Origin of the sequence: Variovorax brevis, assembly GCF_030317105.1 — a bacterium.
GTDB classification, from domain to species: domain Bacteria; phylum Pseudomonadota; class Gammaproteobacteria; order Burkholderiales; family Burkholderiaceae_C; genus Variovorax; species Variovorax brevis.
The window spans coordinates 214,225-227,780 of sequence record NZ_JASZYG010000002.1 but is presented as its reverse complement, the minus strand read 5'-3'; the positions used below and the strand labels follow the sequence as shown (position 1 = coordinate 227,780).

General features: G+C 66.5%; 11 protein-coding genes. 10 read left to right on the top strand and 1 reads right to left on the bottom strand.

Going from position 1 to position 13,556, the window contains the following annotated elements:
• Positions 1-20 precede the first annotated feature (20 nt).
• From QTI66_RS05690 to hutH, 10 genes are all read left to right on the top strand, one after another.
• Positions 21-1,109: a tartrate dehydrogenase gene (locus tag QTI66_RS05690; RefSeq protein ID WP_286558047.1), complete on the top strand. Its 1,089-nt coding sequence runs from the start codon at positions 21-23 to the stop codon at positions 1,107-1,109.
• Between the two features lie 140 nt (positions 1,110-1,249).
• On the top strand, positions 1,250-2,617 hold the full coding sequence (locus tag QTI66_RS05685) for a dicarboxylate/amino acid:cation symporter (protein WP_286559018.1): 1,368 nt from the start codon (positions 1,250-1,252) through the stop codon (positions 2,615-2,617).
• Positions 2,618-2,639: 22 nt separating this feature from the next.
• The gene (locus QTI66_RS05680; protein WP_286558046.1) at positions 2,640-3,917 is read left to right on the top strand and encodes a glycerate kinase type-2 family protein; all 1,278 of its coding nucleotides are present in this window, start codon (positions 2,640-2,642) and stop codon (positions 3,915-3,917) included.
• A 10-nt stretch (positions 3,918-3,927) separates the two neighbouring features.
• Positions 3,928-5,343, top strand: coding sequence for a pyruvate kinase (gene pyk, locus QTI66_RS05675; protein ID WP_286558045.1), 1,416 nt, complete (start codon positions 3,928-3,930; stop codon positions 5,341-5,343).
• 15 nt (positions 5,344-5,358) lie between these two features.
• Entirely contained in the window at positions 5,359-6,648 is a 1,290-nt protein-coding gene (gene eno / locus QTI66_RS05670; protein ID WP_286558044.1) for a phosphopyruvate hydratase, read from the top strand.
• A 564-nt stretch (positions 6,649-7,212) separates the two neighbouring features.
• Positions 7,213-8,172 carry an ABC transporter substrate-binding protein gene (locus QTI66_RS05665; protein WP_286558043.1) on the top strand — a complete coding sequence of 320 codons (960 nt, stop codon included), beginning with the start codon at positions 7,213-7,215 and terminating at the stop codon, positions 8,170-8,172.
• Between the two features lie 133 nt (positions 8,173-8,305).
• On the top strand, positions 8,306-9,154 hold the full coding sequence (locus QTI66_RS05660; RefSeq protein WP_444814951.1) for an ABC transporter permease: 849 nt from the start codon (positions 8,306-8,308) through the stop codon (positions 9,152-9,154).
• A gap of 226 nt (positions 9,155-9,380) precedes the next feature.
• The gene (locus QTI66_RS05655; RefSeq protein ID WP_286559015.1) at positions 9,381-10,160 is read left to right on the top strand and encodes an ABC transporter ATP-binding protein; all 780 of its coding nucleotides are present in this window, start codon (positions 9,381-9,383) and stop codon (positions 10,158-10,160) included.
• A 2-nt stretch (positions 10,161-10,162) separates the two neighbouring features.
• The gene (gene hutC, locus QTI66_RS05650; RefSeq protein ID WP_286558040.1) at positions 10,163-10,900 is read left to right on the top strand and encodes a histidine utilization transcriptional repressor HutC; all 738 of its coding nucleotides are present in this window, start codon (positions 10,163-10,165) and stop codon (positions 10,898-10,900) included.
• 198 nt (positions 10,901-11,098) lie between these two features.
• Entirely contained in the window at positions 11,099-12,634 is a 1,536-nt protein-coding gene (hutH, locus tag QTI66_RS05645) for a histidine ammonia-lyase (protein ID WP_286558039.1), read from the top strand.
• 93 nt (positions 12,635-12,727) lie between these two features.
• Here the strand turns inward: hutH and hutC (QTI66_RS05640) are convergent, their stop codons facing one another.
• Positions 12,728-13,465, bottom strand: coding sequence for a histidine utilization transcriptional repressor HutC (hutC, locus tag QTI66_RS05640; RefSeq protein ID WP_286558038.1), 738 nt, complete (start codon positions 13,463-13,465; stop codon positions 12,728-12,730).
• Positions 13,466-13,556: the final 91 nt, after the last annotated feature.

Genomic DNA, 13,556 nt, shown 5'->3' with positions numbered 1-13,556 from the left:
ACCACCCGGAGACACACACCATGAAGACGTACAAGATCGCAACCATCCCTGGCGACGGCATCGGCAAGGAAGTCGTTCCTGCCGGCCAGCAGGTGCTCGAAGCCCTGGCCGCAGGCAGCGGCAACTTCAAGTTCGAATTCGAAAACTTCGACTGGGGCGGCGACTACTTCCGCGAGCACGGCGTGATGATGCCCGACGACGGCCTGAACGCACTGCGCGACAAGGACGCGATCCTGTTCGGCTCGGCCGGCGACCCGCACATCCCCGACCACATCACCCTCTGGGGCCTGCGCCTGAAAATCTGCCAAGGCTTCGACCAGTACGCCAACGTGCGCCCGACGCGCATCCTGCCCGGCATCGATGGCCCGCTGAAGCGCTGCGGCCCGGATGACCTCAACTGGGTCATCGTGCGCGAGAACTCGGAAGGCGAATACTCCGGCGTCGGCGGCCGCGTGCATCAGGGCCATCCAATCGAGGCCGCCACCGACGTGTCGATGATGACCCGCGCCGGTGTCGAACGCATCATGCGTTTTGCCTTCAAGCTGGCCCAGTCGCGTCCCCGCAAGCTGCTGACCGTCATCACCAAGAGCAACGCCCAGCGCCATGCGATGGTGATGTGGGACGAGATCGCGCTGCAGATCAGCAAGGAGTTCCCGGACGTCAAGTGGGACAAGGAACTGGTCGATGCATCGACGGCCCGCATGATCAACAACCCGGCCTCGCTCGACACCATCGTCGCGACCAACCTGCATGCCGACATCCTGAGCGACCTGGCCGCAGCACTGGCGGGCAGCCTGGGCATCGCACCCACCGGCAACATCGACCCCGAGCATCGCTATCCCTCGATGTTCGAGCCCATCCACGGCTCGGCCTTCGACATCATGGGCAAGGGCCTGGCCAATCCGGTGGGCACCTTCTGGTCGGTCGTGATGCTGCTGGAGCACCTCGGTGAAACGGAAGCCGCGCAACGCGTGATGGCCGCCATCGAGAAGGTCACCGCCGACAAGACGCTGCACACGCGTGACCTGGGCGGCACGGCCACCACGGCCGACGTCACCAAGGCGGTGTGCGGCCAGGTCGCCGCCAGCGGCCAGCGCAAAGCTGCCTGACCCGACCTGCCCCAAGGCCTGACGCCGGGGCTTTCAACCTTTCCTGAAGAGGCCGGTGCCGCGCGCCGCGCCTCGACCCGAAGCGGCCGCCAAGCGCCGCAGGGGCCTGCTCGCGCCAACACCCCCTCATCCGGAGACAAATCATGCGCCGCTTCCTTGGAAAACTTTACGTGCAAGTGCTCATCGGCGTGTTCGCCGGCGTGCTGCTTGGCGTCTTCATGCCCAACATCGCGAGCGACTTCAAACCGCTCGGCGATGTGTTCATCAAGCTCATCAAGATGGTCTTCGCACCGATCATCTTCGCGACGGTGGTGCTCGGCATCGCCCGCATGGAGAACATGAAAGAGCTCGGCCGCGTCGGCGTTCGGGCGCTCATCTATTTCGAGGTGCTGTCGACCTTTGCGCTGTTGCTCGGCCTGGTCGTCGTCAACGTGTTCCAGCCCGGTCACGGCATGAACATCGATGCCACGCAGCTCGACACCAAGGCCATCGCGAGCTACACGGCTGCCGCCGCCAAGCCCGAAGGCTTCATCGAGTTCGTGCTGCACCTGGTGCCGACCAGCATCGTCGATGCGCTGGCCAAGAACGACATCCTGCAGATCCTCGTGTTCGCCACGATGTTCGGCGTGGCGCTCTCGCACATCGGGCCGCGTGCCAAGCCGGTGGTGGACTTCCTGGACTCCTTCACGCACGGCGTGTTCTCGGTGGTCGGCATGATCATGCGGCTCGCACCGCTCGCCGCTTTCGGCGCGATGGCCTTCACCGTGGGCAAGTACGGCCTCGGCTCGGTGCTGTCGCTGGGCAAGCTCATGGGCACGATGTACCTCACCTGCTTCCTGTTCGTGACGCTGGTGCTCGGTGCCATCTCCAAGATCTCCGGCTTCAGCCTGTGGAAGTTCCTCAAGTACATCAAGGACGAACTCTTCACCGTGCTCGGCACGAGCTCATCGGAATCTGTGGTGCCGCAACTGATGCGCAAGCTCGAGCATGCGGGCGTGTCGAAGCCGGTCGTGGGCCTGGTCGTGCCGGCCGGCCTGACCTTCAACCCCGACGGCCAGTGCATCTACTACACGATGGCCGCGATCTTCATCGCCCAAGCCACCAACACGCCGCTGACGATGACCGACCAGTTCGTCGTGCTGGGTGTGCTGCTGCTGACCTCCAAGGGCTCGGCGGGCGTCACCGGCTCCGGCTTCATCACGCTGGCCGCGACGCTGGCCTCGATGGGCAAGATCCCGGTCGCCGGCATGGTGCTGCTGCTGGGTGTCGACCGCTTCATGTCCGAGGCCCGCGCCATCACCAACACGATCGGCAATGCCGTGGGCACCGTCGCCATCGCCCGCTGGGTGGGCGCCGTCGACCGCGAAAAGCTCACGCAAGTGCTGGACGGCAAGAGCGACCCCGAAGACCTGCACGAGCTCTACGAAGGCGATGACGACGACAAGGTGCGCCCGCTGCTCGCGCCGGCCGAAGCGGCGAACCCGTCCGCTGTCCGCATCGCAGCCTGAAGCCGGCCCAAGGATCCGCGCCATGAACGCCGCCGAGACACGAAGCCTGCTGCGCGCCATGTTCGACGCCGCGGTGGCCGCCGCGCAGCCCGCGCTGTGCGTGCCGCGCCACCTGCCGGCCGCCCCCAAGGGCCGGCTGGTGGTGATCGGCGCCGGCAAGGCTTCGGCCGCAATGGCCCGCGCCGTCGAGGATCACTGGCAAGGCCCGCTCAGCGGCCTGGTGGTCACGCGATACGGCTACGCCGTGCCCTGCGAACGCATCGAGATCGTCGAAGCCGCGCACCCGGTGCCCGACGCAGCCGGCGAGACGGCCGCACGGCGGGTGCTGGACCGGGTCCAGGGGCTGACGGCCGATGACCTGGTGCTGTGCCTGATTTCCGGCGGCGGCTCTTCACTGCTGCCGCTCGCGCTGCCGGGCCTCACGCTCGCCGACAAGCAGGCGCTCAACCGCGCGCTGCTGGCCAGCGGCGCCAGCATCACCGAGATGAACTGCGTGCGCCGGCACCTGTCGGCCATCAAGGGCGGACGGCTTGCGGCGGCCTGCCATCCGGCGCGCGTGGTCAACCTGCTGCTGTCGGATGTGCCGGGCGACGATCCCATCGACATCGCCTCCGGCCCGACGGTGCCGGACCCGACCACTTGCGCCGACGCGCTGCAGATCCTGAAGCGCTACGGCATCGACGTGCCGCCGCGCGCATTGGCGCTGCTCGAAAGCGGGGAGGGCGAAACGCTGAAGGCCGGCGACCCGCGCCTGCCGCCCATCGAAACGCATTTCATCGCCACGCCGCAAATGGCGCTGGAGGCGGCAGCGCGGGTGGCACGCGATGCCGGGGTGCAGCCTTTCATCCTGGGCGATGCCATCGAAGGCGAGGCACGGGAGGTGGCCAGGACGCTGGCCGGCATCGCCCTGCAGGTGGCACGCCGCGGGCAACCCGTCGCGCCGCCCTGCGTGCTGCTCTCGGGCGGCGAAACGACGGTGACGCTGCGCGGCAAGGGCCGGGGCGGACGCAACGTCGAGTTCCTGCTCGCGCTCGGCATCGCGCTGAACGGCGAGCCGGGCATCCACGCACTGGCCGGCGACACCGACGGCGTCGACGGCCAGGAAGAGATTGCCGGCGCATGGCTGGCACCCGACACGCTGGCCCGCGCCTGGGCGCAGGGCCTGAGGCCGCGTGAGCGCCTCGACGACAACGACGGGCACGGCTTCTTCGAGGCGCTCGGCGACTCGGTGATCACCGGCCCGACCTTGACCAACGTAAACGACTTCCGCGCCATCGTGATCACCGACGGCGCCCATTGAAAGAACCGACATGCGCAGAAGCAAGCAAGCCAAGATCGTCGCGACCCTCGGGCCGGCGAGCGACGACTACCAGACCATCCAGGCGCTCTTCGACGCCGGCGCCGACGTGTTCCGGCTGAACTTCAGCCACGGCAAGCACGAAGACCACAAGCGCCGGCTCGAGCTGATCCGCGAGGTCGAGCGTGAGAGGGGCAGGCCCATCGGCGTGCTGCTGGACCTGCAAGGGCCCAAGCTGCGCATCGGCACCTTTGCGCAAGGGCCGGTGACGCTGGTCGAAGGCGCGGCCTTCCGGCTCGATCTCGACGCGAAGACGCCCGGCAATGTGGAGCGCGTCGCCTTGCCTCACCCGGAAATCTTTGCCGCACTGGAAACCGGCACCGACCTGCTGCTCGACGATGGCCGGCTGCGCCTGCGCGTCGAGAAATTCGGCAAGGACTTTGCCGACACCCGCGTGGTGAACGGCGGCAACCTGTCCGAGCGCAAGGGCGTGAACGTGCCGGGCGTGGTGCTGCCATTGTCGGCCCTGACCGAGAAGGACCGCACAGACCTGGCCTACGGACTGACGCTCGGCATCGATTGGGTGGCGCTCTCGTTCGTGCAGCGCGCCGAAGACATCATCGAGGTGCGCGATCTTGTCGGTGGCCGTGCCGGCATCGTGGCCAAGCTGGAGAAGCCGGCCGCCATTGCGTCGCTCGATGCGATCGTGGCCGAGACGGATGCCGTCATGGTGGCCCGCGGCGACCTCGGCGTCGAGATGCCGGCAGAGCAGGTGCCATCGATCCAGAAGCGGATCATTCGCGCCTGCCGACGTGCAGGCAAGCCGGTCATCGTCGCCACGCAGATGCTGGAGTCGATGGTCGCCGCGCCGGTGCCCACGCGCGCCGAGGCCTCGGACGTCGCCACCGCGATCTACGAAGGCGCCGATGCGGTGATGCTGTCCGCCGAATCGGCCAGCGGCCGCTACCCGGTCGAGGCGGTCAAGATGATGAGCAGCATCATTACGCACACCGAGAGCGATGCGAACTACCGCACCGCGATCGACTCCTCGCGTGCCGCGCCCTTGTCGCACGCGGCCGATGCCATCGGCTGCGCGATGCGCGACATCACGGGCCTGCTCAATGCGGCCGCCACCGTGGCCTACACCAGCTCGGGCTACTCGGCGCTGCGCATGGCGCGCGAACGGCCACGCGCGCCCATCATCGGCATGACGCCGCGCCTGGCCACGGCCCGGCGCCTGGCCCTTGCCTGGGGCGTGCATGCGGTGCTGTGCCACGAAGTCGTCGACGTGCCGGAGATGAGCGAGCTGGCCAGCCGCACCGCGCTGAAAGAAGGCTTCGGCGAGGCCGGACAGACCATCGTCATTTCGGCCGGCATGCCCTTCGGCACTTCCGGCACCACCAACCTCCTGCGCATCGCGCAGATCTGAACGGACGCTTCACACATGACGACAACGATTCAACAGGTTCGAGGCTTCGAGCTGCTCGACTCGCGCGGCAATCCCACGGTCGCCGCGGAAGTGCTGCTGTCCGATGGCTCGCGTGGGTTCGCGGCCTCACCCTCCGGCGCATCCACCGGCGCACGCGAAGCGATCGAGCTGCGCGACGGTGATCCGAAGCGCTACTTCGGCAAGGGCGTGACGAAGGCGGTGGGCCACGTCAACCACGAACTGCACCAGGCGCTGGTGGGCCGCGTCGCGCACGACCAGGCCGCCATCGACGGCGCGATGATCGCGCTCGACGGCACGCCGACGAAGGCGCGCCTGGGTGCCAACGCCATCCTCGCCGTGTCGCTGGCGCTGGCCAAGGCCTCGGCCGCGTCGAGCGGGCAAGCGCTGTATCGCCAGCTGGGTGGCGCGCGCGCACCGGTCCTGCCGATGCCGATGATGAACATCATCAACGGCGGTGCGCATGCCGACAACAACGTCGACATGCAGGAGTTCATGATCGTGCCGGTCGGCGCGCCGCGCTTTTCCGAAGCCATGCGCTGGGGCGTCGAGGTCTTTCATTCGCTCAAGGCGCTGCTCAAGAGCCGCGGCCTGTCCACCGCGGTGGGCGACGAAGGCGGCTTTGCGCCCGACCTTCCCTCGAACGAGGCGGCCATCGAAGTGATCCTGGGCGCCATCGAGCTTGCCGGGTTCAAGGCCGGGCAGGACATCGCGCTGGGCCTGGACGTTGCCAGTTCGGAGTTCCACAAGAACGGCTTCTACGAACTCGCGTCCGAGGGCAAGCGCTTCGATTCCGCCGCGTTCGCGGACTACCTCGGCAAATGGGTCGACGCGTACCCGATCGTCACCATCGAGGACGGCATGGCCGAGGCCGACTGGGACGGATGGGAACTGCTGACCGCCAGGCTGGGTCGCCGCGTGCAACTGGTTGGCGACGACCTGTTCGTCACCAACACCGGGATCCTGCAGCAAGGCATTGCGCGCGGCGCGGCCAACTCGATCCTGATCAAGCCGAACCAGATCGGCACGCTGACGGAGACGCTGGCGGCCATCGCGATGGCGCAGGAGGCGGGCTATTCCTCGGTGGTGTCGCATCGCTCGGGTGAGACCGAGGACACGACGATTGCCGACCTCAGCGTGTGCACCGCGGCGACGCAGATCAAGACGGGGTCGCTGTGCCGCTCGGACCGCATGGCCAAGTACAACCGGCTGCTGCTGATCGAGGCGGAGTTGGGGGAGGCGGCCGCGTTTGCGGGGCGTGCGGCGCTGGCGCTTGTACGGTCCTGAACGCCGGGGAGACCCTCGACCCAAACGCGAGATGGAGGTTGGGGCGCGTGCCGAGGCCCCCGGGTATTCCCCTCCGCGAATGTCCCCCGCCTTCGGCTCCTCCTTGATTTCGCTGCGGGGAACACCCGATGCCCTCGTCCCCGGACACGCCGCGTTGTGCGGGTAGATCAACCACTGCGCGTCCGGATCAGGCCGGCGGTGTGCTCCACGCAGCGAAATCAAGGAGGAGCCGGCAGCCGCGGGCTGACGGCGGGGGACATTCGCGGAGGGGAGTACACCGTCGGCGTGATCTCGCCCAAGGCGCCCAGCCCATGTCTTTTTGACGGCGAGAAGCCAAACCCTTGATCGTCGAGACAGTTTCATATCGAAAGGAAAGATCTCGACTCCTGGCATGCCGTTTGCAACGAAGCGACGGCCGCTTGGCAGCAACTTGTATAGACAGCATAATGGTGCACTTTCCTAATGGCGGCGCACCGAAAGCGCACACAGGGCTTACCCTGTATAGACAAGTTGAGGCAAGCGGACACAATCCGCTCACTTTCTAGTCAGAACCCAGGAGATTCCATGGTCAAAACGGTTTTTTTCAAAGTTGCCACCCTTCTTGCCGCGGGCCTGTGCGCCGCGGGCGCCGTGCACGCGCAAGAGACAAAGATTGCGCTCGGCATGTCCGGCTGGACGGGCTTTGCGCCCCTCACGCTGGCCGACAAGGCAGGCATCTTCAAGAAGAACGGCCTGGACGTGGAACTCAAGATGATTCCGCAAAAAGACCGCCACCTGGCCCTGGCGTCGGAAGCCATCCAGTGCGCCGCGACCACGGTTGAAACGCACGTCGCCTGGAACGCCAACGGCGTGCCCATCGTGCAGATCTTCCAGATGGACAAGTCCTACGGCGCCGACGGTCTGGCCGTGCGCAATGACGTCAAGACCTTCGCCGACCTGAAGGGCAAGGCGATCGGCGTCAGCGCCCCCGGCACCGCGCCGTATTTCGGCCTGGCCTGGATGCTGAGCAAGAACGGCATGTCGCTCAAGGACGTGAAGCTGGTTTCGCTGGAACCGCAACCCGCCGCCACCGCCTTCGTCGCCGGCCAGAACGACGCGGCGATGACCTACGAGCCCTATCTTTCCACCGTGCGCGCCAACCCGGACGCGGGCAAGATCCTTGCGACCACGCTCGACTACCCGATGGTGATGGACACGGTGGGCTGCGCGCCGACCTGGCTCAAGGCCAACCCGAAGGCGGCGCAGGCGCTGACCAATTCGTACTTCGAGGCGCTGGACATGATCAAGGCCGACCCGGCCAAGGCGAATGAAATCATGGGCTCGGCCGTGAAGCAGAGCGGCGAGCAGTTCGCCAAGTCGTCGGCCTACCTGCGCTGGCAGGACAAGGCGGCCAACCAGAAGTTCTTCGCGGGCGAACTCACGGCCTTCATGAAGGATGCCGAGAAGATCCTGCTGGAGGCAGGGGTGATCCGCAAGGCACCGGACAACCTCGCGGCGACATACGACGCCTCATTCATCAAGTAAGGAAAGCCGCGAGTCTTTCTACTGCGGCCGCCGATCTCGGGCCTGCGGTGCTCACCGTACTGGAGTACGGCTCCGCTCCTCGACCCGACCTCGGCGCCCTCGCTACGAAATCCTCACGACTTCCTCCACGCCCATGAATACCACTACTGCCATGAAGCCGCCCGTTCAGGCGTCCGCCCCCGCCATCGCCGTACGCCGCCGCCGGCCGGTGGCACCTCTGGAGCCCGTCAGCAGCCGCGCACGCTGGGTGCTCGGCATCGGCTTCTTCGTGCTGTTCGTCGCCGTGTGGGCCGTTGCCACGCTGGGCGGCTTCGTCAAGCCGACCTTCCTCGCGAGCCCGGTGACGATGGTGAAAGAGGGCTATCTGCTCTTCACCGAGTTCAACTTCATCCACGACATCGGCATGACGGTGTGGCGGGTGTTCGGCGGCTTCGTGCTGGCCGCGATCATCGCGGTGCCGCTGGGCATCGCGATGGGGGCGTGGAAGCCGGTGGAGGCTTTTTTCGAGCCCTTCGTTTCGTTCTGCCGCTACCTGCCGGCGTCGGCTTTCATTCCGCTGCTGATCTTGTGGGCGGGCATCGGCGAGACGCAGAAGCTGCTCGTCATCTTCATCGGCTCGGTGTTCCAGATCATCCTGATGGTGGCCGTCATCGTCGGCGGTGCGCGCAAGGACCTGGTGGAGGCGGCGTACACGCTGGGCGCCAACAGCAGCGGCATCGTCAAGCGCGTGCTGATTCCGGGCGCCGCGCCGGGCATCGCGGAGACGCTGCGGCTGGTGCTGGGCTGGGCGTGGACCTATGTGATCGTGGCGGAGCTGATCGGCTCGTCCTCGGGCATCGGGCACATGATCACGGACAGCCAGGCGCTGCTGAACACGGGGCAGATCATCTTCGGGATCATCGTGATCGGGGTCATTGGTCTCGTCTCCGACTTTGCGTTCAAGGCGCTCAACCGCCGCCTGTTTGCATGGAGCACGATATGAGCGCGTTTGAATTTACTCCCTCCCCTCTCGGGGGAGGGTTGGGGTGGGGGCACGCAGCCTTTGCAATCGCACTGCCCGCACTAACCGCCCATGCCCCCATCCCAACCCCACGTGCCAGCGCCAGAGGCGCAGGCCCTTCCAGCCGTCCAAGCCCGCGCGGGCGGGCTTGGAGCCGCGGCTCTCAGCCCCGGAGGGGGAAGGAGCAAGACGAAAGCGTCGTATGAGCATCAACCAACTCTCCATCCAGGGCGTCTCCCGCGTCTTCGAAGGCACCAAGGGCCAGCGCACGCAGGCGCTTCTTCCCATCGACTTCGAAGTCAAGGAAAACGACTTCGTCACCATCCTCGGCCCCTCGGGCTGCGGCAAGTCCACGCTGTTGCGCATCGTCGCCGGCCTCGACTTCCCGACCACCGGCCAGGTGCTGCTCGACGGCCAACCCATCGACGGCCCCGGTGCGGACCGCGGCGTGGTGTTCCAGAGCTACACGCTGTTCCCCTGGCTCACCATCGCGCAGAACATCCGCTTCGGCCTGCGCGAGCGCGGCATGAGCGAGGCTGAGCAGAAGGAGCGCAGCGAATTCTTCATTGCCAAGGTGGGCTTGCGTGGTTTCGAGAACCACTTTCCCAAGCAGTTGTCGGGCGGCATGCAGCAACGCACCGCCATCGCACGGGCCTTGGCCAACGACCCCAAGATGCTGCTGCTCGACGAGCCCTTCGGCGCGCTCGACAACCAGACCCGCGTGCTGATGCAGGAACTGCTGCTCGGCATCTGGGAGTCAGCGCAGAAGACAGTGCTTTTCGTCACGCACGACATTGACGAAGCCATCTTCATGGCCAACCGCGTGGCCGTTTTCAGCGCGCGCCCGGGCCGCATCAAGACCGAGATCGCGGTGGACTTTCCGCATCCGCGCCACTACACCATCAAGACCTCGCCGGAGTTCATGGAAATCAAGGCGCGGCTGACCGAGGAAATCCGCGCCGAATCGATGGCCGCGGCGGAGCATTGACCATGAAACGCGATTTGCCGGCGCTCGCCCTGTACGAACAGGTCAAGCAGCACATCACCCGCAAGATCCAGGACGGCTCGTGGCCCGCGGGCCATCGCCTGCCCTCGGAGAACGAGTTGGTGACGCAGTTCGGCATTTCGCGCATGACGGCCAACCGTGCATTGCGCGAACTGGTGGAGCAGGGCCGCATCGTGCGCGTGGCCGGCGTGGGCAGTTTCGTCGCGGAAGACAAGCCGCAATCGACGCTGCTGCAGATCGCCAACATCGCCAGCGAGATCCGCGCGCGGGGGCATGACTACGGCTACCAACTCGTGACGTCGGAGCGCATCGCTGCGTCAACGGACGTGGCGGCGTGGCTGGACGTGCGCGCCGGCGAGTCGGTGTTCCACACCGTGTGCCTGCATCTGGAAGACGGCGTGCCGGTGCAACTGGAAGACCGGTACGTGAATCCGCGCGTCGTGCCCGACTTCATGGAGCAGAACCTCGCGACGACGCCGCCAAGCGAATACCTCGTGCGGCACGTGCCGTTTGACCAGATCGAGCATCTGGTCGATGCTGTGTTGCCGACGGTCGAGCAGGCCCTGCGCCTCGCGATGCCGGCTGCCGAACCCTGCCTTCTGCTCACGCGCCGCACCTGGACGCGCACGGTGCCGGTGACGCTGGTGCGTTGCCTGCATCCTGCATCGCGCTACCGGCTGGGCAGCCGGTTTCGTGCGGATGGCAATCCGACTTCGGGGTGACGCAGTGACGAAAGCCCGCAGATCTTTTTTCTTTCTCCTTCCCCCTCCGGGGGAAGGTTGGGATGGGGGCATGCGGCCGTTGAACACCGTGCACCTTCACAACCGCCCCGTGCCCCCACCCCAACCCTCCCCCGGAAGGGGAGGGAGCTAAACCACGCGCCGCGTTCTTTCGTGCCGCCCTACCTGTATAGACAGCCTATGACCACCATCACCCTCACCCCCGGAAAAGTCGACCTCGCCCTCCTTCGCCGCATCCACGCCGGCGGCGTCACGCTGGCGCTCGATCCTTCCACCCTCCCTGGCATGACCGCAGCCCAAGCCGCCGTCCAGCACATCGTCGACAACGACGAAGTCGTCTACGGCATCAACACCGGCTTCGGCAAGCTCGCGAGCACGCGCATCGGCAACGACCATCTGGCCGAACTGCAACGCAACCTCGTGCTCTCGCACAGCGTCGGCACGGGCACGCCGCTGGATTCAGCCGTGGTGCGTCTCGTGCTCGCGACCAAGGCGGTGAGCCTGGCGCGCGGGCATTCGGGCGTGCGGCCTGCCTTGGTCGAGGCGCTGCTGGCGCTGTTCAACGCCGGCATCACGCCGAGCATTCCGTGCAAGGGTTCGGTCGGCGCATCGGGCGACCTCGCGCCGCTGGCGCACATGGCCTGCGTGCTGATTGGTGAGGGCGAAGCCGTCACCGCCGAAGGCAAGACGGTGAGCGGTGCCGAGGCGATGCGCCTCGTCGGCCTCGAACCCTTCGTGCTGCGACCGAAGGAAGGGCTGGCGCTGCTCAACGGCACGCAGGTGTCGACCGCACTCGCACTCACCGGCCTCTTCGGCGCGGAGAATGTTTTTGCATCGGCCTTGATGTCGGGCGCACTGTCGCTCGAAGCAATCCAGGGTTCCATCAAGCCCTTCGACGCACGCATCCACGCCGCGCGCGGCCAGCCCGGGCAAATCGCCGTGGCCGGCGCCGTGCGCACCCTGCTCGACGGCAGCGAGATCGTGCCTTCGCACCCCGACTGCGGCCGCGTGCAAGACCCGTATTCGATCCGCTGCATCCCGCAGGTCATGGGCGCGTGCCTGGACAACCTCACGCACGCGGCACGCGTGCTGGTGATCGAGGCGAATGCCGCGTCGGACAACCCGCTGGTCTTCACCGACACGGGCGAAGTCATCTCGGGCGGCAACTTCCACGCGGAGCCGGTGGCTTTCGCGGCCGACATCATTGCGCTGGCCATCTCGGAGATCGGCGCCATTTCGGAGCGCCGCCTGGCGCTGATGCTCGACACGGGCTTGTCGGGCCTGCCGCCTTTCCTCGTGCACGAGGGCGGCCTCAACTCCGGCTTCATGATTGCGCAGGTCACGGCCGCGGCGCTCGCCTCGGAGAACAAGTCGATGGCGCATCCGGGCAGCGTCGACAGCTTGCCTACTTCCGCCAATCAGGAAGACCACGTGTCGATGGCGACCTACGCGGCGCGCCGGCTGGGCGACATGGTGAACAACACGGCGGTGGTCGTTGGCATCGAAGCCATGGCTGCAGCGCAAGGCATCGAGCTCAAGCGCGGGCTGAAAAGCTCAGCGCTCGTCGAAGCCGAATTCGCAACCATCCGCACGAAGGTCGCCTACCTCGAACGCGACCGCTACCTCGCACCCGACATCGAAGCCATGCGCCTGTGGGCCCTGGAAGCCGCGATGCCCGCCGCACTGCTGGACATCCTGCCCAGCCACGCCGGCTGAGCGGAGCGCATCGCTCTCAAGTCGACGTGGCTCGGCCATCTCCGACTTGAGACTTCGCAAGAAGCGAGCCGGCCAAGTCCCGGCCGCGCCGGCTCAAAAACTCCCGGTGAACTGGTAGCGCGAAGCCGGATGCCAGAGCGCCGACACCGTGGCGACCTGACCCTGAGACAGCGTCTTGCGCCGCAGCACCAGGCAGGGCTCCATGGCCGCCATGTGCAGTTGCTCGGCCACTTCGGCGGGCGGCAGGCAAGCCTCGATCGAGAACTCCACGCCCTGCAAGGGCGCCACGCGCATCAGGTAGGCATTGGGCGTCTGGCTGGAGAAGTCCTGCGCCATGTAGTCCGCCGCCACGGCCGGGTTGACATACCGGTCTTCCAGCTGGATCGGCACGTTGTTCTCGAAGTGAATCACCACCGAATGGAAGAGCGCCGGATGCCCCGGCAGGTTGAACTGGCGCGCCAGCGCGGGATCGGCCTTGCAGCGCTCCAGCCGTTGAAGTTCGCCCCGGTGCACGTGGCCGCGCGCCGCGATCTCCTCGGCGATGTTGCGCAACTGGATCAGCGTGGCCTGGTACTTCTGCTGCGCCACGAAGGTGCCCGACCCCTGCACGCGCACCAGCGTCTGGTCGTCGCTCAACTCGCGCAGCGCGCGGTTCACCGTCATGCGCGACACGCCGAACTGCCTGGCCAGCATCGCCTCGCTCGGAATGGCCTGCCCCTCGACCCACTGCCCCGTATGGATCTGGTGAAGCACGTGGTCCTTGATGCGCTGGAACGCGGGCACGCCGGCATCGGCGTCCGCTGCGGAAGGCGTCGAAACGATGGTGTTCATAGGGTTTACCTGAGGGTTTGGCGTCGGCAAACGTATTGACGTCTGCGAGAGTAAACCACACAATTGGTATATACAACTTAGACAAGTAAAT